Consider the following 22,003-nt stretch of genomic DNA (forward strand, 5'->3'; position numbering starts at 1 on the left):
TGCATACCTACAATTTCCAGCTCGTCCTGTACCTTAACTTGACCCCGCTCAACACGACCGGTGGCTACGGTACCACGTCCGGTAATTGAGAATACGTCCTCAACGGGCATCAAGAAGGGCTTGTCGCGCTCACGCTCTGGGGTGGGGATGTAGTTGTCTACGTTATCCATCAGTTCCCAGATTTTTGAACACCATTCACATTCTCTGCTGCCGCAGGAGCATTCCAGGGCCTTTAAGGCAGAACCTGCAACGATTGGGGTGTCGTCGCCGGGGAAGTCATAGGCTGACAGCAGTTCGCGCACTTCCATGTCAACCAGTTCCAGCAGTTCTTCGTCGTCTACCATGTCTGCCTTGTTCAAGAATACGCAGATGTAGGGCACGCCCACCTGACGGGACAGCAAAATGTGCTCACGGGTTTGGGGCATGGGACCGTCTGCGGCTGATACAACCAATATGGCTCCGTCCATCTGGGCAGCACCGGTAATCATGTTCTTAACATAGTCGGCGTGACCAGGGCAGTCAACGTGTGCATAGTGACGGTTTTCAGTTTCATACTCAACGTGTGAGGTGTTGATGGTGATACCGCGCTCCCTTTCTTCCGGAGCATTGTCAATTTCATCATACTTTTTAAGTTGTGCGCCACCGGCGGAGGCCAGCACTGAAGTAATAGCAGCGGTCAGTGTGGTTTTACCGTGGTCAACGTGACCGATGGTTCCAATATTTACGTGCACCTTATTCCGCTCAAATTTTTCCTTTGCCATTTGGTAACTCTCCTCCTTGAAAATTCTTACACGTCTTTAAATTATTGCCAAAATAATTATAATTATACTTTTCTACCGGTATCACAAGGCCAGTATGTTATTTCTATAACAAGAAGCGAAATCCTGCAAGTGCTAACAAAAAACACAAAAAAATCCAGTGCATGCACTGGACTTGCTTGGTAGCGGCGGCTGGATTCGAACCAGCGACTCCGCGGGTATGAACCGCGTGCTCTGACCAACTGAGCTACACCGCCCTATTAGATGCTTTTTATGGAGCCACCGACCGGGCTTGAACCGGTGACCTCATCCTTACCAAGGATGCGCTCTACCTACTGAGCTACGGCGGCATTTGGTTGCGGGGGAGGGACTTGAACCCTCGACCTTCGGGTTATGAGCCCGACGAGCTACCGGCTGCTCCACCCCGCGTCGACAAATGTTATTATACCATTATTAAAAAGACAAGACAAGAGCTTTTTTCTGGCAGTTTTTATGTTTGGTGGAGGAGGTAGGATTCGAACCTACGAAGTCGTCCGACGTCAGATTTACAGTCTGATCCCTTTGGCCACTCGGGAACTCCTCCACAATATACCGTCAATGGATTTTGCCGGTAATAAAAACTGGAGCCGGCGATGGGACTCGAACCCGCAACCTGCTGATTACAAGTCAGCTGCTCTGCCAATTGAGCTACGCCGGCTGGTTCTTTGAGATTTTAACTCTCAAACGCAAGGTCTATCTTAACAGATACAGAGCCCATTGTCAATACTATTTAGCTATCAATATTATCCAGCTATTTTCCTTAGGCTTCTCTCTTTTCCAGGTATCTCTCAATTTTTCTCTTTACCCTTTGCAGGGCGTTATCAATGGATTTCACATGCCTGTCTAGTTCCTCGGCAATCTCTTGATATGATTTGCCTTCCAGATATGACATCAACACTTTCCACTCTAAGGAGCTTAAAATTTCCCCCATTTTTTCTTCTATATCATCAAATTCTTCCCTGCTAATAATCAGTTCTTCCGGGTCTGTAATTTTTGTACCTGAAATAACATCCAGCAGGGTGCGATCAGAATCTTCATCGTATATGGGCTTGTTAAGTGAAACATATGAGTTCAGTGGTATATGCTTCTGTCTTGTGGCCGTCTTAATGGCGGTAATTATCTGGCGGGTTATGCACAACTCGGCAAAAGCTCTGAATGAAGATAGCTTATCCATCCTAAAATCACGAATGGCCTTGTACAACCCAATCATGCCTTCTTGAATAATATCTTCACGATCTGCCCCAATCAAGAAATAACTGCGGGCTTTAGCACGCACAAAGTTTTTGTACTTGTTAATCAAGTACTCCAAGGCGGCATTATCACCTTGCCTGGCATATTCAACAACTTCTTCGTCAATTAGTAGGTGATAATCTCCGGCAACTTCTCTTTGTGCATTGGCACTCATTACATCGCCCCGCTTTCTGTACTTTTAAAAAGCTTTGCTTTTTAGTTTTGTGAAGAAGCAAAATGCTTACAATATCAATTATAACTGAAATCAAAAAGGCTAGTCAACTAGAAAAGATGGGCATGTCTTTTTTTGCATAGATTAGTTCTAACTTCTACGCCATTGCTCAAATTTTTTCCTTACCTCATCTTGCAGTCTATTCTCCAAATAATCTTCCGCCGGTAAATCAGTGGCCGCATGTCGCCTGGTTTCTTTTTTGATCCTCTTTATCAATGTTGCCAGTTCCTTAGGCGTTAATCTATATGCACCTCGGCCAAAGATTATGCGCTGTTCGTCCCAGTCTGATGTGGCCACGTATACCCTGCCCTTTAGGGACAACTCTCCGACCAATCTTTCAATGAGGGCGTCTGCCGTCTCACCCTGGGAAGTGTAGTAGACTTTTATGTTAAACCTTTTTTCCATATGTTCAATCCCGGATTTCACCAGGTGGGCATCAAACACCACCGTCACATGGCTCTCGGTGGCAGCGGCAAAGTTAGCCATTATGGAAATCAGTTTATCCCTGGCATGGTCGAGGGCAGTCTCTCTGATGTTTTCAAACTCAGGCCAGGCATGAATTACGTTGTATCCATCTATTACATAATAATTAGGCATGGCTGTTACCTTGGGTGCGCTGGCGCACCACCTCATAAATTAGTAATGCCGCTGCCACGGACGCATTTAGTGAGTTGATATTGCCAAACATGGGCAGCTTGACAACCAGGTCGCAGCGTTCTTTTATTAGCCTGCCCAAACCCTTTCCTTCACCACCGATTACCAAGGCAATGGGCCCGTTCAGCGGCGACTCCCAGTGTGTTTGCTGCCCGTCCATGTCAGCACCCACAACCCAAAAACCCCTGTCCTGTAACTTTTTAATGGTCTGGGCCAGGTTTGTTACCCTGGCCACCGGCAGGTGTTCTATGGCGCCCGCCGATGCCTTTGCCACCGTTGAGGTCAAGGGAACGGCACGCCTTTGGGGTATAACCACCCCATGTACACCGGCTGCATCGGCAGTGCGTATAATGGCCCCCAGGTTATGGGGGTCATGTATTCCGTCCAGTAAAACCAAAAAAGGGGGGCTGTCTTTTATTCCGTCTATTATATGGTCAAGATCAACATAATTCATCGCTGCCGCCAGCGCCACCACCCCCTGGTGGCTGGCGCCGGCGGTGATTTTGTCCAGATGGTTTTTGTCCACCCTTTGTACCGGCACCCGATTGGACCTGGCCATGTCCATTATCTCTCTTATGGGCGCCGTTCTGGCCCCGGACAGCACCATTATTTTATTCAGGGTTCGTCCGGCCCGCAGCGCTTCCCTAACCGGGTTGCGGCCTGCAATTATATCTTGAGACATTTTTCCTCACCATTACTCCAAGGTAGTTTTATTGCTATTATCACTCTCTGCAAGGTATTTTAACCTTACCTTTTTCATTTGTCCACAACTTAATTTGCCTTCAGGACAAGTTCCCTGTAGGCAGCGGGGTCCGGATTTTGCAAACAAGGTGGGAGCAACTTCTTTTACCAGCATCAGCATGCGGTGGGCCAACCTTCTAATTTCCCATTGGGCACGGTTGCAGCAGCGCAGATTAAAAAAGTGCATTAGCTCCCTTGCATTCATTGTCACCACCAGCTTTGTTTCCGCCGCGTTGGGCAAAACAAATCTGGCATCTTCATACGATGAACGATCACCGCCAAAGCGCTGCACCCAGCCGTCGTACCACTCTTGTATTTGTTGCATTTGACGGTGGAATTCTTCTTCGGCCTCTTGACCCAGTTCCTTCACCTTTTGCGGCACAATGTAGCCAAAGGTTTCTCCCCGGTTCTGGGTAGAGGTTTCTCCCACGTAGCGTTGGGACTGCACACTGAAACTGGCAATGCGGTGCCTGGTGATTTGAGCCAGCAGGCTTCTGGACACACCCTCCACCCCAAAGGTAAAGGTTACATGTTCAAAGGGGGTATGGTGTCCCATGTCCATTAATTTTCTTATAAAATCACCCTGATCTCGGACAGCTATACCCCCTGCCACCTCATCAATTGAGGCCGCAGAATAGCACAGCCTGGCGCCCATGGCCACTATTTCTTCGGCATTGGGCGTATAGCGCAGCAGCTTTACATTTAGCTCTTTACTACCCATATTATTCTCCTTAACCGGCGGGCCGGCAGGCACCGCCAAAGTAGTATCACTCTTCTATAACCCCATGGGCAATTTCAAGTATTTCGTTTAAACGGGCAAGGTCGCCCTTTAGATACAAATAGCCTATCAAACTTTCAAAGGCCGTGCTGTGGCGATACTCCATCACCCGGGAGCCCTTGGGCACATGGCCGGACTTGGCATTTCTGCCCCTGCGCACCACAGCAACTTCTTCATCGGTAAGCTTGTTTTCCAGGGCAAATAAAATTTTAGCCTGCGAACCGGCCCGCACATATTTTATGGCCTGCCTATGTAGTTTATTTGCCCTAACCAAGCCTTTGGCAATTAAGTACTTGCGCACCACCACTTCGTAAACGGCGTCTCCAATGTAGGCCAGGGCCAGCGGAGGTAGCAAGTGGGGGTTTTCTAAGGGCAAATGGCTAAAGATAAATTTTTCAGATTCCATGGGTTCACTCTCTTCTATACTTTGCGCCGGGATTACTAATCCCGTTTCCATCTAACGCCCTGTGGGGTATCTTCCAGGGTTATGCCCAGCTCTTTTAAACGATCCCGGATTGCATCGGCCGTTTGCCAGTCTTTATTTTTACGGGCCTGCTGCCGAACATCGATGATTAACTGCAGCAGTTTTTCCGTCAAATCGTCCCCACCGGACTTGCTTTGATCCAATACTATTTGCCCCGTGGCGGCATCTTCCTTAAACACTCCCAGCACACCGTTAAATATTCCGTAGAGCTCTTTGGCCTTCTCCAGCAATTCTAATGCCTGCTTGCTTTTTCCCGATTGAAGCTTTGTGAGGTAACCGTTTACCTCCCGGGCCAGCTCAAACCAAACGGCTATGGCCAGGGCTGTGTTAAAATCATCATCCATGGCCGATTCAAAGGACTGCCTTAACTGCACCAGCTTATTTTCAAACTGCCGGTCATCCTCTGTGGCCTCGCCATCCGCCTCCGGCGCCTTTAGCCCTTCCTCCAGCAGGCGCAAGCTGTTCTTAATGCGATCCATTCCGCGCTCACTTGCGGCCAGTTTTTCATCATCAAAGTCCAGTGGACTGCGATAATGGGTAGACAAGAGGTAAAAACGCACCGTTTCCGGTGAGAACTTGTCTAAAATCTCCCGCACCAGGAAAAAGTTGCCCAAGGACTTGGACATCTTTTCTTGGTTTACCGTAATAAAACCATTGTGCATCCAATATTTGGCAAATGTCTGGCCGGAGGCAGCCTCAGACTGGGCTATTTCATTCTCATGATGGGGGAATACCAAGTCATAGCCCCCTCCGTGTATGTCAAAACCATGTCCCAGGTATTTGTGAGCCATGGCCGAGCACTCTATGTGCCAGCCTGGCCGCCCCTGGCCCCAGGGGCTCTCCCAGCTGGGCTCACCGGGTTTAGCCTTTTTCCATAGGGCAAAATCCATTGGATCCTTTTTGATCTCGCTTATTTCCACCCTGGCACCGGCCTGCATCTCATCCAGGGATCTGCCGGACAGCTTGCCATAGTCGGAATAGCTGCGCACATTAAAATACACATCCCCATCCACGTTATAAGCGTAGCCATTGCTAATTAGTTTCTGAATAAGTTGGATGATTTCAGGTATGTGTTCAGAAACCTTAGGATGCTTATCTGCCCGCTTTACGTTGAGAGCATCTGCATCGGCAAAGTATTCTTTAATGTAGCGCTGTGCCAACAGGATAGGATCGTCCCCCTCCTCCCTGGCACGGTTGATAATTTTATCATCAACGTCGGTAAAGTTTTGAATATATGTAACCTCATAGCCCTTATAGAGCAGGTAACGGCGCACAGTGTCAAAAACCACAATCGGGCGGGCATTTCCCAGGTGAATATAGTTGTATGTTGTGGGTCCACAGACATACATATCAACCCGTCCCGGTTTTCTGGTTTCAAGTTTTTCCTTTTTTCTGGTCAGAGTGTTATATACCTCAATCACCAAGTTGGCCCCCTTGAATCTTAGTTTTTAGAACCGCGTTCTCCCTCTCCAGCTCATCAAGGCGCTTTTCCAGCCGCTGAACACCCTCTGTCAGTGCAGAAAGAGCCTCTGCCACCGGGTCAGGCAACAAATCGTGGCGCAGATCTATATCCGGCACCTTCCCAACCTTTTGACCGTCCTTTACCACCACTTTGCCGGGCACTCCCACCACCGTGCAATTGGAAGGAACGGCCGTTAACACCACCGAACCGGCACCGATTTTTACATTATCACCCACAGTGAAAGAGCCAAGCACCTTTGCACCGGAACTAATGACCACATTATTCCCTATGGTGGGGTGGCGCTTTCCCTTTTCCTTACCGGTTCCGCCCAGGGTTACTCCCTGGTAGATGGTTACGTTGTCACCGATTTCAGCGGTTTCACCAATGACCACGCCGGAACCGTGGTCAATGAACAAGCCCTCACCGATTTTAGCCCCGGGGTGAATCTCTATGCCCGTTAAAAACCTTGAGAATTGAGAAATTAAACGTGCTATCAGAAACCATTTTCTTTTATATAGCCGATGGGCAATTCTGTGAAACATAATGGCATGTAAACCCGGATAAGCCAAAAGCACCTCCAAGGTGCTCTTGGCCGCCGGGTCCCGTTCAAATACCACTTCAATCTCTCTACGCAGCCGCTTAAACAAGGAGTTAACCCTCCCACATTTACAAGTAAGAGACCCCATATCAACCCTATATTAGGGCTGACAGAGTGGGCCCTTTAGTTTAATATACTTCCGTCAAGCACAGCATCCAGCCTGGCCACCGTACGCCGCACCCCTAAAATAGGTATTATTTCATACAGTTCAGGCCCTTGCAGTTTGCCTGTTAAGGCCACCCTGAGGGGCATGTACACCTTTTTGCCCCCAAAGCCCAATTCCTTGGTCAGCTCCTTTAACATGCCTTTGACCACATCCTCTTCCAATTGGCCGGCGGCATAAACCTTTTGTTTCATCAGGCGCATTACCTGCGGAACCTCTTCCTGGGCCAGCACCTGCCTGGCCTTATCATCCACCGGTTTCACGGCGTCATCATAAAAAATTCCCACGTGCTCGGTTACTTCAGACAAATTCGTTAAATATTTTCTGGTGGCCTTCACCATCTGCCTGGCCAGGGCGACATCTTCCGGGCCGGCATCCTCGGCAATATAACCGGCCCTTTGCAAGTAAGGCACCGCAAGATCAGTTATATAATCCAAATCACTGTTGCGAATATAATAGCCGTTTAACCAGTTCAACTTATCCAGGTCGAACACAGCCGGGCTTTTCGATACCTTATCCAGGGAAAAAAGCTTCTGCAGCTCAGACACGGCAAAAACCTCTTCCTCGCCACCCGGGGACCAGCCCATGAGCGCCAAAAAGTTTACCATGGCTTCAGGTAAATAGCCCGAGGACTTATACTGTTCAATGGAGGTGGCACCGTGCCGCTTAGACATTTTACTCCGGTCTTTACCCAAAATCAGCGACACGTGGGCAAAGGTCGGTTTTTCCCATTTTAAAGCGTCATACAGCATTATTTGCCTGGGGGTGTTTGACAGGTGTTCCTCCGCCCGGATGACATGGCTTATCTTCATGTCATGGTCATCCACCACCACCGCAAAGTTATAGGTGGGGATCCGGTCTGACTTCATTATAATAAAGTCGCCAATGCCGTCGCTTTCAAACTCAACCCGCCCCCGCACCCGGTCATCGACGGCAATCACCCGGTTTTCAGGAACTTTAAATCTCAAGGTCGGTTTACGGCCCTCGGCCTCAAACTTGGCCTTCTCTTCCGGAGAAAGATGGCGGCAGTGTCCTAAATACCGCGGCAGTTCACCCTTGGCCATCAGCCGCTCCCGATCCGCTGCCAATTTTTCCTCACTGCAATAACAGTGATAGGCTAAACCCTGCTCCAGCAGCTGCTGGGCCACCCGGCGATAAATATCTAACCGCTCTGTCTGACGATAGGGACCGTTATTCCCGCCCACATCTATCCCCTCGTCCCAGTCAATTCCCAACCACCTTAGGGCAGCCAAAATGTTTTCTTCCGATTGGCGGGATGATCTTTCCATATCGGTATCTTCAATTCTAACTATAAATTGGCCCCCATGGTGGCGGGCAAAAAGCCAATTAAACAATGCCGACCTTGCTCCTCCAATATGTAAAGGCCCCGTTGGGCTTGGGGCAAAACGTACCCGAACAGACAAACAAACTCCTCCTCATCTATCCATATATTGATATTACTAGATAAATATTATATCACCTTTATAACAGTTTACCACAACAAAACCCCTTCTATAAAGAAGAGGTCTTGTTTTTATTCTTATTTGCTTCTTTTTTCTGCAGCTTAGCCCAGGTATCCTTTAGGGAAACTATCCTGTTAAACACCGGCAATTGGGTGGTGGAATCGGCATCCACACAAAAATATCCCTGCCTTAAAAACTGATACCTGCTTCCCACGGCTGCCTCAGCCAAGGTGGGCTCCAGCACCGATCTTAACACTTCCAGAGAATTGGGATTGATATTTTGCTTAAAATCAACGTCCTTTTCTTCTTCAGGGTTTGCTTTGTTAAATAAATTATGATAAATGCGCACCTCTGCCTCGATGCCGTGTTCCACCGTCACCCAGTGCAGGGTGCCCTTTACCCTTCGGGTTGCCGTAGGGCTGCCGCTGCGCGTTGCGGGATCATAGGTGCAGCGAAGTTCAATAATTTCCCCGGTGTTTTCATCCTTGATCACCCGTTCGCACTTGATAATATAAGCATACTTCAACCTCACCTCTCGACCCGGTGCAAGGCGGAAGAATTTTTTCGGCGGATCCTCCATGAAGTCTTCCCGCTCAATGTAAATCTCCCGGGCAAAGGGGATTTTTCTGCTGCCCAGTTCAGGGTTTTCCTGGCTGTATTCCGCATCCAACCATTCCACTTCACCCTCCGGGTAGTTTTCAATAACCACCTTGAGCGGCCGCAGTACCGCCATCACCCGCGGGGCCTTATAGTTCAGATCCTCCCGTATACAATGCTCCAGCATTGCAATGTCCACCATGCTGTCCGCCTTGGCCACCCCTATGCGCTCACAAAAATCCCGTATCGATTCCGGGGTATAGCCCCGGCGCCGCAGGCCGGAAATGGTCGGCATCCTGGGGTCATCCCAACCCTTTACATAGCCTTCTTCCACCAATTGGCGAAGCTTTCGCTTGCTCATAACGGTGTGGCTCAAGTTAAGGCGGGCAAATTCAATTTGCTGGGGCCGGGATTTGAGCCCCTTGACATTTTCAACAACCCAGTCATATAGGGGCCGGTGATCCTCAAATTCAACGGTGCATATGGAATGGGTAATACCCTCCATGGCATCGGAAAGGGGATGGGCATAATCGTACATGGGGTAAATACACCACTTATCCCCGGTACGATGGTGGCTTGTGTGCTGTATGCGATAGAGCACAGGATCCCGCATATTTAAGTTAGGCGAGGCCATATCAATTTTGGCGCGCAAAACACAGGACCCTTCAGGGAATTTTCCGGCCCTCATTTTTTCAAACAGTTCAAGGTTTTCCTCCACGGACCGTTCCCGATAGGGGCTGTTTTTTCCCGGTTCGGTTAAAGTGCCGCGATATTCCCTAATTTCATCGGCGCTCAAATCATCCACATAGGCCTTGCCGGCTTTAATGAGCTCCACAGCATATTGGTATAATTGTTCAAAGTAGTCCGAAGCATAATACAAGCGGTCATCCCAGTCATAACCTAACCACTTTACGTCCTCTTTGATGGATTCAACATACTCAAGGTCTTCCTTGGTGGGGTTGGTATCATCAAACCTTAAATTACATAAGCCCCCATACTCTTCAGCTATGCCAAAGTTTAAGCAAATGGACTTGGCATGACCGATATGCAAATAACCATTGGGTTCCGGCGGAAATCTGGTATGTACCCGGCCATCATTTTTTCCCCTTTTTAGGTCCTCATCAATAATGTCATGAATAAAACTGGTAAACTTTCTCTCCGTCATTTCCCAGGCTCCCTTATTCATTTAATTTTTATAAAGTTTCTACTTTCCACAGGCTGTCCAAAAAACCTTTTTCTTATGAGTATAGTCATTTAGCAATCCACTGCACAGACGGTGCAGGCGGCATAGGCTCCAATGCCCTCACCCCGGCCCACAAAACCCAGGTGCTCGGTTGTGGTTGCCTTGACGTTTACCATATCCGGCGGGACTTCCAATGCCGCGGCAATGTTACTTTGCATTGCACTGATATGGGGTGCCAATTTAGGGGCCTGGGCCACCAGTACCGCATCTAAATTATTCACCCGATAACCCTTCTGCCGCAGCTTCTCCTTCACTTCCATCAGCAGCAGCAGGCTGGATGCGCCCTTATATTTCTCATCGCTGTCCGGAAAATGCCTGCCAATGTCACCAAGCCCCGCAGCACCCAACAAGGCGTCCATAACAGCGTGAACTAGCACATCAGCATCAGAGTGGCCGGCAAGCCCCAGTTGAAAGGGGATCTTTACGCCGCCGATAATCAGCGGGCGTCCTTCCACCAAGCGATGCACATCATACCCTATTCCCACCCGCAAAGGCCTTCCTCCTTTTAATTATCTCCTCTGCCAGCAGCAGGTCCTCCGGTGTAGTAATCTTTATATTTTCATAGCTGCCCGGCACCAGGTGCACAGCATGTCCCAAATCTTCCACCAAGGAAGCATCGTCAGTGCCGACAAAACCTTTAGCAAGGGCCCTCTTGTGTGCTTCCTTTAATAACTTACAGTTGAAGATTTGAGGTGTCTGCGCCGCCCACAAGCTGTCCCGCGGTGGGGTTTGTGTTACCCGGCCTCGCCCATCGGCCCATTTAATAGTGTCCTTTACCGGAACGGCAATTACAACGGCATTTACCTCCCGGGCCTTGAGCACAGCATTTGTTAACAGGTCTTCCGTCAATAAGGGCCTGGCGCCGTCATGAATAACCACCAAATCTTCATCTCTGGCCGGAACAGCCATCAATCCTCTATAAACAGATTGCTGTCGGTGATCACCACCGGGCACCACCGACAGCACCTTACTATAATTAAATTTAGCAACAATTTCCTCTTGGCACCAAGAGATTTCTTCTCTGCCAACCACCAAGGTTATGCCGTCAATAAGAGAGCAATGCTCAAAAAGATTTAGGGTGTGTACCAAAATTGGCAGCTTATTGAGCTCAAGGTACTGTTTTTTCGTTTTGGTACCCATCCTACTGCCGGTACCGGCAGCAGCAATTACCGCATATACCTTAGCCAAGGGCATTCACTCCGTCACTATAGTGCTGGGCAGATTCTCCCCTGCGATCGTTGGACTTGGGTTTTGCAAATATCATTCTACCGGCAGCGGTTTGTAAAACACTGGTAACCAATACCGTGATGGTTTGACCCATAAAGCGCTTGCCACCGTCAACCACAATCATGGTGCCGTCCTCCAGGTAGGCCAAACCCTGCCCCATTTCCTTGCCGTCCTTTACCACCTGTACCACCATTTCCTCACCGGGCAGTACAACAGGTTTGACCGCATTGGCCAACTCATTGATATTGAGCACCTTTACCCCATGGAGCTCAGCAACTTTATTCAAATTAAAATCGTTGGTTAATATTTTGGCACCCAGCTTCTCTGCTAACTTAACCAGTTTAGCGTCTACCTCCGGTATATCTTCCAAACCACTCAGATCGTCATAAACCTGAACCTTAACATCGGGCATGTTTTTGCGCATATGGTTAAGTATGTCTAAGCCGCGCCGCCCCCTATTTCTCTTTAATACGTCAGCGGAATCGGCAATATGCCTTAACTCATCAACCACAAAGTTAGGCACCAGCATTGTTCCCTCTAAAAAACCGCTTTCACATAAGTCGGCAATTCGCCCATCAATAATAACACTGGTATCCAATACCTTTATAGCCCCGCCCTTAGTTTCTACCTTTGAGGTCTTATCCTTAACAAAGCGCGGAAAACTGGATACCAGGCCCACCAATTCTTCGCGTTTTTTTATGCCCACAGTAAGTCCTAAATAACCTAACAAAATTGTGCTTAACAGCCATATTGCTTTACCTATGGTGCCCATGAAAGATAAAATAGAGCCTAATAAATTGGCTATTATAAGTCCGAAAATTAAGCCTACAGTACCCATCACTAAGTCTGATGTGGGTGTTTTAGCAAGATATTGATCAACGTAGGCTGCAAACCACAGGGCCACTTTTATTATCCAAGGTGCAAGCAGCACACCTGCCAGCGCCCCCACCAAACTAATTACAATAATTAGACCAATCTTTACCTGGGGCAAGTGCTCGGGTATTGTTATAATGTTGCGATCTATTATATTTAGCGAAGCATAAAACCCCACCGCAGCAAATAAACATATTAACAGGCAGTAAACTGTTTTTCTAACCATCGTTCCCCCCCCTTCTATCTATATTAGTCAAGAGATTCACCACCATTATAAATAATACACAATCGTTAATTCAACTATTTCCTGGCAAATTGACAAACAATTATTGCTATTCAGCGCCCATCTGGTCATGCCCACGAAGAGATGCCTTTTATTTTCTCCGGCTGCCGGCAAGATAGGGGTTAGAAAAATTCGGCTTACGCCAAATCTGTTGATGCTGGCGTAAGCCGTGGTTTTTCTTATGCTATCATCGGCAATACTTATACTTTCCGACGGCAAAAATAACTACGTCAGATTTGTTCTGACGTAGTTACGCAAGGGCACCTTCAATCATTGATACCGCTTTGTCTTCTTCTAGCTCTGCCGCTAAAACCAGCTCGCTTACCAATATTTGACGGGCATTTTCTAACATTTTTCTTTCGCCTGATGACAATCCCTTTTCTTGATCCCTTTTAATTAAGTTGCGCACAACCTCTGCAACTTCAAAGATGTCACCGCTTTTAATTTTTTCTAAATTTGCCCGGTAGCGCCTATTCCAATTGGAAGACATAGCCGTAGTTTCTTCCCTTAAAATTTTCATTACCCGCTGTACGCCATTATCATCGACCACTTCACGCAAGCCAGTATTACCACTGTGGTTTATGGGTATCATAACTTTCATGTCACCGACGGGAAGACGCAAAATATAATACTTACGTTTTTCACCCAGCACTTCTTTTTCTTCTATTGCTTCAATAATACCAGCACCGTGCATAGGGTAGACAACTTTGTCCCCTATTTTGAACAAGGCCGACCCCCCTTTCGTTTCCTATTAAAGTATAACACAATTAGGTCATGCTGTCAAATAAACTATTGATTATAGCACAGGCAATCTTGACTGTCAACATCATTTTGTTCTTGTTGTCAGTTTGACAAATGGTAAAGGCAATCGTTATAATTTATCTAAAAATGACTTTTTTAAGGGGTGGTGCTGCTTGTTAAAGGATCTGTTGGCAGATCAATTTCAATACACCGTTTCAGAGCAGTTGCTGTGCGGCGGTAACATTTTAGATATTTTAAGCAAGCATCAGGAATGTTCAGTGAAGATAAACCGCAGCATAGTAAAGGCTGTCACCGGTTGCGGCTGCCTTAAAATTGATGTTAAAAAGAAGGTTTTGTCAGAAAACTCATCCATTGCTGACATAAAGAAAATGTTAGAATCTAATGTGTCTGGGCAGTTATGTGACCAATGCATTGAGATTATAGAAACAGAAATCGGCAGGTCCTTGGTATATCTGGCGGCCTTATGTAATCAACTTGATCTGAACCTGTTTGATATTATGATTAAAGAACATGATAAAATGAGAATACTGAAATACTACAGTTTTACTTGATAAAAATGATATATGCTTGGGGGGGCATAAAAGCCGCCCCAAGCATAGTTTTCGTTAAGGGCAGCGCCCACCCTATGGGCAGCTAATAGGTCCCCCTGTCCTGCTGCAGTTTTTCCCGGTATCTGCCCAAGCCATCTTTTATTGATCTGGCACGCACTTCGCCAATACCTTCCACGTCATCCAGCTGGGCAATGCTGGCCCCCAGTATATTCTGCAGTGTCTTAAATTCCCTTACCAAGTTTTCAATCACCGGCACCGGCAGCCGAGGTATTTTTCGCAGCACCCGATAGCCCCTAGGGGTTACATTCTGGTCCAGTATACTTTGGCTGCCCGGATAACCCAGCGCCCGGGCAATGAGGGCCAAGTCCAAGAGGTCCTCCGCCGGCCAGCTGTTTACTATTTCCAAAATACCTTCCGGTGTTTTTTCATCGTCGGTGGAGTAGTCTTGGATCACTAACAAGGCTTCTTCTTCAACATTTGTAACCAATTCTTCCATCTGCATGGTAATTAAACGGCCTTCGGAACCCAACTCACTTATGTAACGTTCAATTTCTTTTACCACCCGCAGCACCATTTCTGCCCTTTGTATCGCCTTGGTAACATCATAAAGGGTTACCATATCTTCAAATTCAAGCCTGGATAATTCCAACATCACAGTGTTTTGAACAGAGCGGTATTTTTCCAATGTTTGAATGGCCTGATTTGCTTTGCTCAGTATAACCCCTATATCCTTTAAAACATATTTTAAGGATCCCTTATATAATGTAATCACACCCCGGCGCTGAGAAATGGATATGACCAGCGCCCCGCACTGTTTGGCAACCCTTTCCGCCGTGCGGTGCCTAATACCGGTTTCAGATGAAGGTATAATTAAATCCGGTATTAGCTGCGTGTTGGCAGCGATAATCCTTTTGCAGTCTTCCGTTAAAATAATTGCCCCATCCATTTTAGCCAGTTCATACAAGGCCGCCGGCGACATATCCGCATTAATTATAAAGCCCCCCTCGGCTATGTCTAAAACTTCCTGGGAATCTGCCACTACAATTAAAGCACCGGTTTTAGCCCTTAAAATGTTCTCCAGCCCCTCACGCAAGGTAGTGCCCGGAGCAACCTTTCGTAATACCTTGAGTAACTTATCTTCAACTATTTCGTCCCTAGCCACGGTATGCTCCCCCTTTAACATTTAAGGCCAGATCAATGGCTTCATAAAGTGTATTCACCGTAAAAATATTCATCTTGGGCAAAGTCATCTTTCCTATACCCGTTTGGGGCACAAGGGCTTTCCTAAATCCCAAATTTTGCGCTTCCTTTAATCTTCTCTCCAGTCCGGTAACAGGCCTAACCTCACCGGTTAAACCTATTTCACCTATTACAACCATATCATCGGCCACAAGCTTTTCGCGGTAACTGGAGGCCAAGGCCAGGGCCACCGCTAAATCAACGGCGGGCTCCAACAAGCGAACGCCGCCCACAACATTAACATAGGCATCGTGGCCGCCCATCTTTAAACCGACTCTCTTTTCTAACACCGCCATAATTAAAGCAACCCGGTTGTGATCAACCCCTGTTGTCATCCGCCGGGGTACACCGAAAGAATTAGGGCAAACCAAGGCCTGTATTTCCACCAGCAGCGGTCTGGTGCCTTCTAAGCTCGGCACAACCACCGAGCCCGGAGCCGAAGATAAGGGGTGTCTTTCCAAAAACAAGGCAGAGGGGTTTGCTATTTCCTTTAAGCCCCGGCCCTGCATTTCAAATATCCCCAATTCATTGGTGGAACCAAAGCGGTTTTTAACAGCCCGTAAAATACGATAAGACTGATGGCCGTCTCCTTCAAAGTATAAAACTGTGTCTACCATGTGCTCCAACACCCGCGGGCCCGCTATGGCGCCCTCTTTAGTAACATGGCCCACTATAAATATTGCAATACCATGATTTTTGGCAAAATTCATCAGCCTGGCAGTGCTTTCACGCACCTGGGATACGCTGCCGGGAGCAGAACTGATCTCTGGATGCATCATTGTTTGAATGGAGTCAATTACCGCAACGCGCGGAGATAGGTTGGTTAATTGCTGAATGGCAGTCTCGATGTCAGTTTCTGAGGCTAAGAAAAGGTTTTCGGTTTTGATACCCAATCGTTTGGCCCGCATGGCAACTTGTTTAAGTGATTCCTCACCGGTTATATACAGTACACTGCCACCGGAGCTTAAACTGCTGGCCGCCTGCAGCAACAAGGTCGATTTCCCTATTCCGGGATCCCCACCCACCAAAATAAGTGAGCCCGGAACAACTCCTCCCCCCAAAACCCTGTCCAATTCTCCAATGCCGGTGACATATCTGTTCTCCTGTGCCAAATCTACCTGTGACAGCTTTATGGGCAGCATGTCATCACCCAATGCTTTGGCGGGCCTTCCCTTGGCGGTTGTTAACTCTTCCACAAGGGTGTTCCAAGAACCGCAACCGGGACACCGGCCCATCCACATAACCGAGCGGTGACCGCACTCTTGACACAAGAAACTGGATTTTTTCCCTATGAGAATCACCCCTCCCAGCCTCTTTTCTCAACATTTAATTATATCACGTAGACTTCAATGGGTACAGTGTTAAACTTAAAAGCCCATGCTGCCCCCCTTAAAGCTTAGGGACGGTTTTCCCGTCATGACAGGAAAACCGTCCCCAATTAGGCGCTGATATCTATGGGCTAAATCTAAACCTTAGCTCGCCTTTTTGACCGTAATACCTTGGGCCCCGTCGCCGTCAATCAATACCCTGTCCCCGGCCTTTATATTACCTTCCAGCAATTCCTCTGATAATTTATCCTCAACACTCTTCTGAATTTCCCTGCGCAGGGGTCTGGCACCGTATTCTTCACTGTAACCCCTATCTGCCAGAACTAACTTGCTCTGTTCGGTGAACTCTAAATATATTTCATGTTCGGCCATTCGCTTAGCCACCTCATTGAGCATTAGGCTGACAATTTCCTTGATATGCCGGCGACCCAAAGCATGGAAGTAGACTATTTCATCTATCCGGTTTAAAAACTCCGGCCTAAAAGTTCTTTCCAAGTCTTTTTTAAGCTCCCTGTGTATTTCCTCAGAGCGCGCTTCTTCCCGGTTATCTACACGAATACCCACCACCGGAGTATGCTTTAGCCTTTGTACACCTACATTTGAAGTCATTATAATTACGGTGTTTCGAAAATCAACTGTTCTTCCCCTGGCCTCAGTTAAGCGTCCGTCTTCTAACACCTGCAGTAAGACATTAAAGACATCGGGATGTGCCTTCTCAATTTCATCCAGCAAGACAACCGAATAAGGACGCCGCCGCACCGCCTCTGTCAGTTGACCGCCTTCGTCATATCCCACATAACCGGGAGGGGCACCGACCAGCCTTGAAACGGTATGTTTCTCCATGTACTCAGACATATCTATCCGAACCATGGCATCCTCATCACCAAAGAGACTTTCCGCCAGGGCCTTGGCCAACTCTGTTTTGCCTACCCCGGTTGGACCCAGGAATATAAAGGAGCCAATGGGCCTTTTCGGATCCTTTAACCCTGCCCTGGCCCGTCGAACTGCCTTTGCCACCGCTTTTACGGCCTCGTCCTGCCCAATCACCCGCTCATGCAAAATGTTTTCTAAGTTTAATAGGCGCTCTGACTCCTCTTGGGCCAGTTTTTGCACCGGAATTCCCGTCCAGCTGGATACAATGGTTGCAATTTCATTTTCACCAACCACCAGCTCCTTATCCCCCTGCTGCTGTTTCCATTGGTTGCGCTCTGCCTCTATTTGCTGGATAAGCTCCTTTTCACGATCCCGCAAGCTTGCGGCCTTTTCAAATTCCTGATTGTTAATGGCCGCTTGTTTTTCACTTCTTACTTCCTCTATCTCTTTTTCCAGTTCCTTTAAGTCCGGCGGTGCAGTATAGGCCTGCATCCGTACCCGGGAAGCGGCTTCGTCAATGAGATCGATGGCTTTATCCGGCAGGAAGCGGTCAGAAATATACCTATGGGACAGTTTAGCCGCCGCCCTTAAAGCCTCATCTGTTATGCGCACCCGGTGGTGGGCTTCATATTTATCCCTTAAGCCCATAAGTATTTGAATTGTTTCGTCCACAGTGGGCTCATCCACCTTAACAGGTTGGAAACGCCGCTCTAGGGCCGGATCCTTTTCAATATGTTTACGGTATTCATCCAGCGTGGTAGCCCCTATTGTTTGTAATTCGCCCCTGGCTAAGGCGGGCTTTAATATATTGGAAGCATCTATTGCCCCCTCTGCACCGCCGGCACCGATTAAGGTATGCAGTTCATCAATAAATACAATAACATTACCGTCGGCTTTAATTTCATTGATTACCTTTTTCAGGCGGTCTTCAAATTCGCCGCGGTACTTTGTGCCCGCAACCATGGCCGGCAAATCAAGGGTTACTACCCTTTTGTTCAAGAGGGTTTCCGGCACCTCACCGTTAACAATCTTCTGAGCCAAACCTTCAGCTATGGCAGTTTTCCCTACCCCGGGTTCACCCACAAGCACAGGGTTATTCTTGGTACGGCGGCTTAACACCTGAATTACCCTCTCAATTTCCTTTTGACGCCCCACCACCGGGTCAAGCTTATCTTTCTTAGCCAATTCATTTAAGTCTTGACCAAATTCATCCAGGGTGGCCGCTCTCCCGCAGCTTCCACCGCTGCAGCCGCCGGACTGTTGCTGTGGCATTGACCCTTTTCCGTCTTGCCCTTGGGGATGTCCGCCTCCGCCTAACATTTGCAAAAGAACATTTTGTACCCTTTGCAGGTCAGCTCCCATGGACAAAAGCACCTGGGCAGCAACACCCTCGCCCTCTCTTATTAAACCCAGCAGCAGATGTTCTGTGCCCACATAGCTGTGACCCATGCCGTTTGCAAAATGCACTGCCAAGTCAATAACCCTTTTGCCCCTGGGGGTAAGTGGTATTTCATCGGGTACACTGCCTTGACCCTTTTCTACAATTTTTTCAACTGCCGCCCTTACTCTTTCAGCGTCAATCCCCAATTCATTCAGGGCCTTAGAGGCTATGCCCTGCCCTTCCCTTATCAATCCCAGCAATATATGTTCGGTACCCACATAGGGGTAATTCATGTTTCTTGCTTCCTCTTGGGCCAATGATATCACCTTCCGGGCCCGTTCTGTAAATCTTATACGCATGTCTTATACACCTCCTGTAATATACTCTTAACCAATCCCTTTATTTAAACTTTCCCGTACCTTCTGGGCTCTTAAAACATCCCTTTCCTCCGCACTCAAATCCCTTTGCATTTGCTTCAATAAAAAAGCCGGGGTAATTATCACCGTTAACTCATTTAGCAGTTGCTGTGAAACATCTTTAATAATTCCTAATTCCACACCGAGCCTAACATCAGAAATTAATTTCATTGCTTCGCCGGAAGTTAACATCCTGGCATTCTTCAATACCCCATAGGCCCGAAAAATTTTATCTTCCAAGGGATGCCTATTGTCACGATGCAAAACCTTTCTTGCATTTCTTTCCTGATCTATCAGCTGTTTTATAACAAAGGTAAGATTGTTAATAATCTCTTCTTCAGTATGACCTAATGTAATTTGGTTTGAAACCTGATAAATATTGCCAGAGGCACCGCTGCCTTCGCCATGGAGTCCGCGAACGGTGAGACCTATCTTAGAAATGGCAGTTATCACACTGCCCATTTGTTTTAACATGGTCAAGCCGGGCAGGTGCAGCATCACCGACGCCCGCAGTCCGGTACCAATATTTGTGGGGCAGACCGTTAAATAGCCAAACTGCTCTGAGTATGCATAATCTATGGTTTGCTCCAATAAATCATCAAGCTCATCAACCATTTGCCACCCCTTGTTTAGTTGCAGTCCCGGCAATAAACACTGTATGCGCAAATGGTCCTCTTCGTTTAACATTATGTTTACCTCTTGATCTTCACTTATAACCACAGCCTTATTTTCAATGTCCTTTAATAAGTCAGGGCTTATCAAGTGCTTTTCCATTAACAGCCGTCTTTCCACAGGTGTCAACTCTGTTATCCGCACAAAGTCCATACTGCCAAACCTCTCCACTGTCTGTGGCTGTGATGTCACCAATTGAACGGCATGAAAAACAGGTTCCGCGTCGCTCTCCTTCATTAAATGAGGGAAAATCACATCTTTAAAATTTCTTGCCACCCGAATGCGACTGCTAATTACCACATCGCTTTCGGGCCCATTTCCGTCCATCCATCTTACGTGGGCACTGTTAAGCAATGACTTAAGCCCCATTCCCCATCACCCCTCACTGCAATTTTTCCTCTAAGGATCTTATCTTATCTCTAAGCTCCGCGGCCTTTTCAAACTCTTCATTATTAATGTGTCGCTGCATGGCAGCCTTTAAAGTTCTAATCTCCTTATTTATGCGCACCTTGCCACCGGTCCTTTTTGGCACCTTGCCGGTGTGAGTTTCTGTGCCTTGAATCCTTTTAATCAGAGGAGCAAGGTTGTCATCAAAACTCTCATAACATTGAGGGCAACCTAATAAACCACCCTTAGCAAACTGGCTTTGACCTGTACCGCACCTTTCGCATTTTACTTCTTGCTGCAGTTTAACAGAGGGGCCATAATCACTGAACATAAGCCCACCCAGAAGGTTATGCAAATTAAACTGCATGCTTGCGCCAAAATCCTGCTGTAACTCCCTGGCACATTGATCACACACCCTTATCTCGCTTTTATTATTGTTTACAACGTGCGTTAAATGTACCGTAGCATTGCGCTGCTTACATCTCTCACAAATCATCTTTTCCGCCCCCTGACTATTGTTTTTGCAGAGCTAGGGATGATAGCATCGCCTTTAAAATCTCTGCCCGCAATTTATCTCTCCAGGGTAAATCAACCCTCAAGGCCGACCGGTCAACTGCAGCTTTCATAATATATAATTCCCTGGTGGTAATTATTTTTTCTTCATGTAAACGCCCCAATATGCCCATGGCCTGTTTCTGGTTGATGGCGTCCCCCACTAAAATGTAAAGTTCCTTCAACCACTTATAACCGTCCCCCATTGGCACCTTCTCTATCCGAACATAACCGCCGCCACCCCGCTTGCTTTCAATGATAAAACCATGCTTAATGGTAAAACGTGTGGACAAGACATAATTTATTTGCGAAGGAACACAGTTAAACCGTTCGGCTAATTCATTTCTTTGAATTTCAATGGCACCGTCATTGCTGCTGTTTAACATTTTTTTCAAATATGCTTCAATAATATTTGAAATGCTTGACATTTTTCCATATCACCTTCTCCAAAGAAAGTTTGACCTTGACTGACTTTAACTAAAGTATACCACCAAAATACTATTTTTATACAAGTCCAAAATAAACTGATTTTTTAGCTTTTAACCCTTATATTTGCTTATTATCTTAACAAATTTCACCCTCACGCCTATTTTGTATATTTGCAAACAAAAAAACGCCAGGTATTAAACCTGACGTTTTAACTGGCTCCTCGAGTAGGATTCGAACCTACAACCTACCGGTTAACAGCCGGGTGCTCTACCGTTGAGCTATCGAGGAATATAAAATTTCGGCAACGACCTACTCTCCCAGGGCTTATGCCCTAGTACCATCGGCCCTGCAGAGCTTAACTTCCGTGTTCGGGATGGGAACGGGTGTACCCTCTGCGGTATCGTCACCGAAAATATTATTGTCATTCTTTCAAAACTGCACAACTCTTTTAGAAAAGCCTTCTTGGTCAAGCCCTCGACCTATTAGTACCGGTCAGCTAAACACATTGCTGTGCTTACACACCCGGCCTATCTACCATGTGGTCTACATGGGGTCTTAACCTTACGGTGGGAAACCTCATCTTGAAGG

Annotated in this window: 21 protein-coding genes, 6 tRNA genes and 2 rRNA genes; 1 reads left to right on the forward strand and 28 read right to left on the reverse strand. The window is 47.3% G+C overall.

What is annotated here, in order from left to right:
• The 19 genes from BR02_RS0111560 to BR02_RS0111650 all read right to left on the reverse strand — a co-directional run.
• Positions 1–761 (reverse strand): elongation factor Tu (locus tag BR02_RS0111560; protein WP_031517265.1); only part of this gene is annotated, 761 nt, incomplete at its 3' end.
• A 177-nt stretch (positions 762–938) separates the two neighbouring features.
• Positions 939–1,015, reverse strand: a tRNA-Met gene (locus BR02_RS0111565).
• Between the two features lie 17 nt (positions 1,016–1,032).
• Positions 1,033–1,108: transfer RNA gene (locus tag BR02_RS0111570), tRNA-Thr, on the reverse strand.
• A gap of 3 nt (positions 1,109–1,111) precedes the next feature.
• Positions 1,112–1,187, reverse strand: a tRNA-Met gene (locus BR02_RS0111575).
• Positions 1,188–1,255: 68 nt separating this feature from the next.
• A tRNA-Tyr gene (locus BR02_RS0111580) sits at positions 1,256–1,341 on the reverse strand.
• A gap of 38 nt (positions 1,342–1,379) precedes the next feature.
• Positions 1,380–1,455: transfer RNA gene (locus BR02_RS0111585), tRNA-Thr, on the reverse strand.
• A gap of 102 nt (positions 1,456–1,557) precedes the next feature.
• Positions 1,558–2,202, reverse strand: coding sequence for an RNA polymerase sporulation sigma factor SigH (gene sigH, locus BR02_RS0111590; RefSeq protein ID WP_031517267.1), 645 nt, complete (start codon positions 2,200–2,202; stop codon positions 1,558–1,560).
• A 147-nt stretch (positions 2,203–2,349) separates the two neighbouring features.
• Positions 2,350–2,856 carry an NYN domain-containing protein gene (locus tag BR02_RS0111595; protein WP_031517269.1) on the reverse strand — a complete coding sequence of 169 codons (507 nt, stop codon included), beginning with the start codon at positions 2,854–2,856 and terminating at the stop codon, positions 2,350–2,352.
• Complete coding sequence (gene rlmB / locus BR02_RS0111600; protein WP_031517271.1) at positions 2,849–3,595, reverse strand: 23S rRNA (guanosine(2251)-2'-O)-methyltransferase RlmB; 747 nt, start codon at positions 3,593–3,595, stop codon at positions 2,849–2,851. Before rlmB ends, BR02_RS0111595 begins: the two co-directional genes overlap by 8 nt.
• A 12-nt stretch (positions 3,596–3,607) precedes the next feature.
• Complete coding sequence (gene thyX, locus BR02_RS0111605) at positions 3,608–4,375, reverse strand: FAD-dependent thymidylate synthase (RefSeq protein WP_031517273.1); 768 nt, start codon at positions 4,373–4,375, stop codon at positions 3,608–3,610.
• Between the two features lie 46 nt (positions 4,376–4,421).
• Positions 4,422–4,838, reverse strand: coding sequence for a Mini-ribonuclease 3 (locus BR02_RS0111610; RefSeq protein WP_051688294.1), 417 nt, complete (start codon positions 4,836–4,838; stop codon positions 4,422–4,424).
• 35 nt (positions 4,839–4,873) lie between these two features.
• Complete coding sequence (gene cysS, locus BR02_RS0111615) at positions 4,874–6,334, reverse strand: cysteine--tRNA ligase (protein WP_031517278.1); 1,461 nt, start codon at positions 6,332–6,334, stop codon at positions 4,874–4,876.
• Positions 6,330–7,025 carry a serine O-acetyltransferase gene (cysE, locus tag BR02_RS0111620; RefSeq protein WP_031517280.1) on the reverse strand — a complete coding sequence of 232 codons (696 nt, stop codon included), beginning with the start codon at positions 7,023–7,025 and terminating at the stop codon, positions 6,330–6,332. Before cysE ends, cysS begins: the two co-directional genes overlap by 5 nt.
• A 74-nt stretch (positions 7,026–7,099) precedes the next feature.
• Positions 7,100–8,563 (reverse strand): glutamate--tRNA ligase, encoded by a 1,464-nt coding sequence (gltX, locus tag BR02_RS0111625; protein ID WP_031517282.1) that lies wholly within the window; start codon positions 8,561–8,563, stop codon positions 7,100–7,102.
• An 88-nt stretch (positions 8,564–8,651) separates the two neighbouring features.
• Positions 8,652–10,364 carry a glutamine--tRNA ligase/YqeY domain fusion protein gene (locus BR02_RS0111630; RefSeq protein WP_051688293.1) on the reverse strand — a complete coding sequence of 571 codons (1,713 nt, stop codon included), beginning with the start codon at positions 10,362–10,364 and terminating at the stop codon, positions 8,652–8,654.
• An 89-nt stretch (positions 10,365–10,453) separates the two neighbouring features.
• On the reverse strand, positions 10,454–10,933 hold the full coding sequence (gene ispF / locus BR02_RS0111635; RefSeq protein ID WP_031517285.1) for a 2-C-methyl-D-erythritol 2,4-cyclodiphosphate synthase: 480 nt from the start codon (positions 10,931–10,933) through the stop codon (positions 10,454–10,456).
• The gene (ispD, locus tag BR02_RS0111640) at positions 10,911–11,630 is read right to left on the reverse strand and encodes a 2-C-methyl-D-erythritol 4-phosphate cytidylyltransferase (protein ID WP_114638881.1); all 720 of its coding nucleotides are present in this window, start codon (positions 11,628–11,630) and stop codon (positions 10,911–10,913) included. Before ispD ends, ispF begins: the two co-directional genes overlap by 23 nt.
• Positions 11,623–12,768 carry a PIN/TRAM domain-containing protein gene (locus BR02_RS0111645; protein WP_031517289.1) on the reverse strand — a complete coding sequence of 382 codons (1,146 nt, stop codon included), beginning with the start codon at positions 12,766–12,768 and terminating at the stop codon, positions 11,623–11,625. The genes ispD and BR02_RS0111645 overlap by 8 nt, the downstream gene beginning before the upstream one ends.
• A 307-nt stretch (positions 12,769–13,075) precedes the next feature.
• Positions 13,076–13,552, reverse strand: a complete 477-nt coding sequence (locus tag BR02_RS0111650) for a CarD family transcriptional regulator (RefSeq protein ID WP_031517291.1) — start codon at positions 13,550–13,552, stop codon at positions 13,076–13,078.
• Positions 13,553–13,739: 187 nt separating this feature from the next.
• Between BR02_RS0111650 and BR02_RS0111655 the strand changes: the two genes are divergently transcribed.
• The gene (locus BR02_RS0111655) at positions 13,740–14,138 is read left to right on the forward strand and encodes a hypothetical protein (protein WP_031517293.1); all 399 of its coding nucleotides are present in this window, start codon (positions 13,740–13,742) and stop codon (positions 14,136–14,138) included.
• Between the two features lie 82 nt (positions 14,139–14,220).
• On the opposite strand, the gene disA is transcribed toward BR02_RS0111655, so the two are convergent.
• From disA to BR02_RS0111705, 9 genes are all read right to left on the reverse strand, one after another.
• Positions 14,221–15,300, reverse strand: a complete 1,080-nt coding sequence (gene disA, locus BR02_RS0111665; RefSeq protein WP_031517296.1) for a DNA integrity scanning diadenylate cyclase DisA — start codon at positions 15,298–15,300, stop codon at positions 14,221–14,223.
• Positions 15,293–16,669 (reverse strand): DNA repair protein RadA, encoded by a 1,377-nt coding sequence (gene radA / locus BR02_RS0111670; protein ID WP_031517297.1) that lies wholly within the window; start codon positions 16,667–16,669, stop codon positions 15,293–15,295. The genes disA and radA overlap by 8 nt, the downstream gene beginning before the upstream one ends.
• A 180-nt stretch (positions 16,670–16,849) precedes the next feature.
• Positions 16,850–19,318, reverse strand: coding sequence for an ATP-dependent Clp protease ATP-binding subunit (locus BR02_RS0111675; RefSeq protein WP_031517299.1), 2,469 nt, complete (start codon positions 19,316–19,318; stop codon positions 16,850–16,852).
• Between the two features lie 27 nt (positions 19,319–19,345).
• Positions 19,346–20,416 (reverse strand): protein arginine kinase, encoded by a 1,071-nt coding sequence (locus tag BR02_RS0111680; protein WP_031517301.1) that lies wholly within the window; start codon positions 20,414–20,416, stop codon positions 19,346–19,348.
• Between the two features lie 13 nt (positions 20,417–20,429).
• Positions 20,430–20,930 carry a UvrB/UvrC motif-containing protein gene (locus BR02_RS0111685; protein WP_031517303.1) on the reverse strand — a complete coding sequence of 167 codons (501 nt, stop codon included), beginning with the start codon at positions 20,928–20,930 and terminating at the stop codon, positions 20,430–20,432.
• A 16-nt stretch (positions 20,931–20,946) separates the two neighbouring features.
• Positions 20,947–21,414 carry a CtsR family transcriptional regulator gene (locus BR02_RS0111690; RefSeq protein ID WP_031517306.1) on the reverse strand — a complete coding sequence of 156 codons (468 nt, stop codon included), beginning with the start codon at positions 21,412–21,414 and terminating at the stop codon, positions 20,947–20,949.
• A 214-nt stretch (positions 21,415–21,628) separates the two neighbouring features.
• Positions 21,629–21,703: transfer RNA gene (locus BR02_RS0111695), tRNA-Asn, on the reverse strand.
• An 8-nt stretch (positions 21,704–21,711) separates the two neighbouring features.
• A 5S ribosomal RNA gene (rrf, locus tag BR02_RS0111700) occupies positions 21,712–21,826 on the reverse strand.
• A 51-nt stretch (positions 21,827–21,877) separates the two neighbouring features.
• Positions 21,878–22,003, reverse strand: a 23S ribosomal RNA gene (locus tag BR02_RS0111705); the annotation flags it as partial.

It is taken from the genome of Desulfofalx alkaliphila DSM 12257 (genome assembly GCF_000711975.1).
Taxonomy (GTDB): Bacteria; Bacillota; Desulfotomaculia; order Desulfotomaculales; family Desulfohalotomaculaceae; genus Desulfofalx; species Desulfofalx alkaliphila.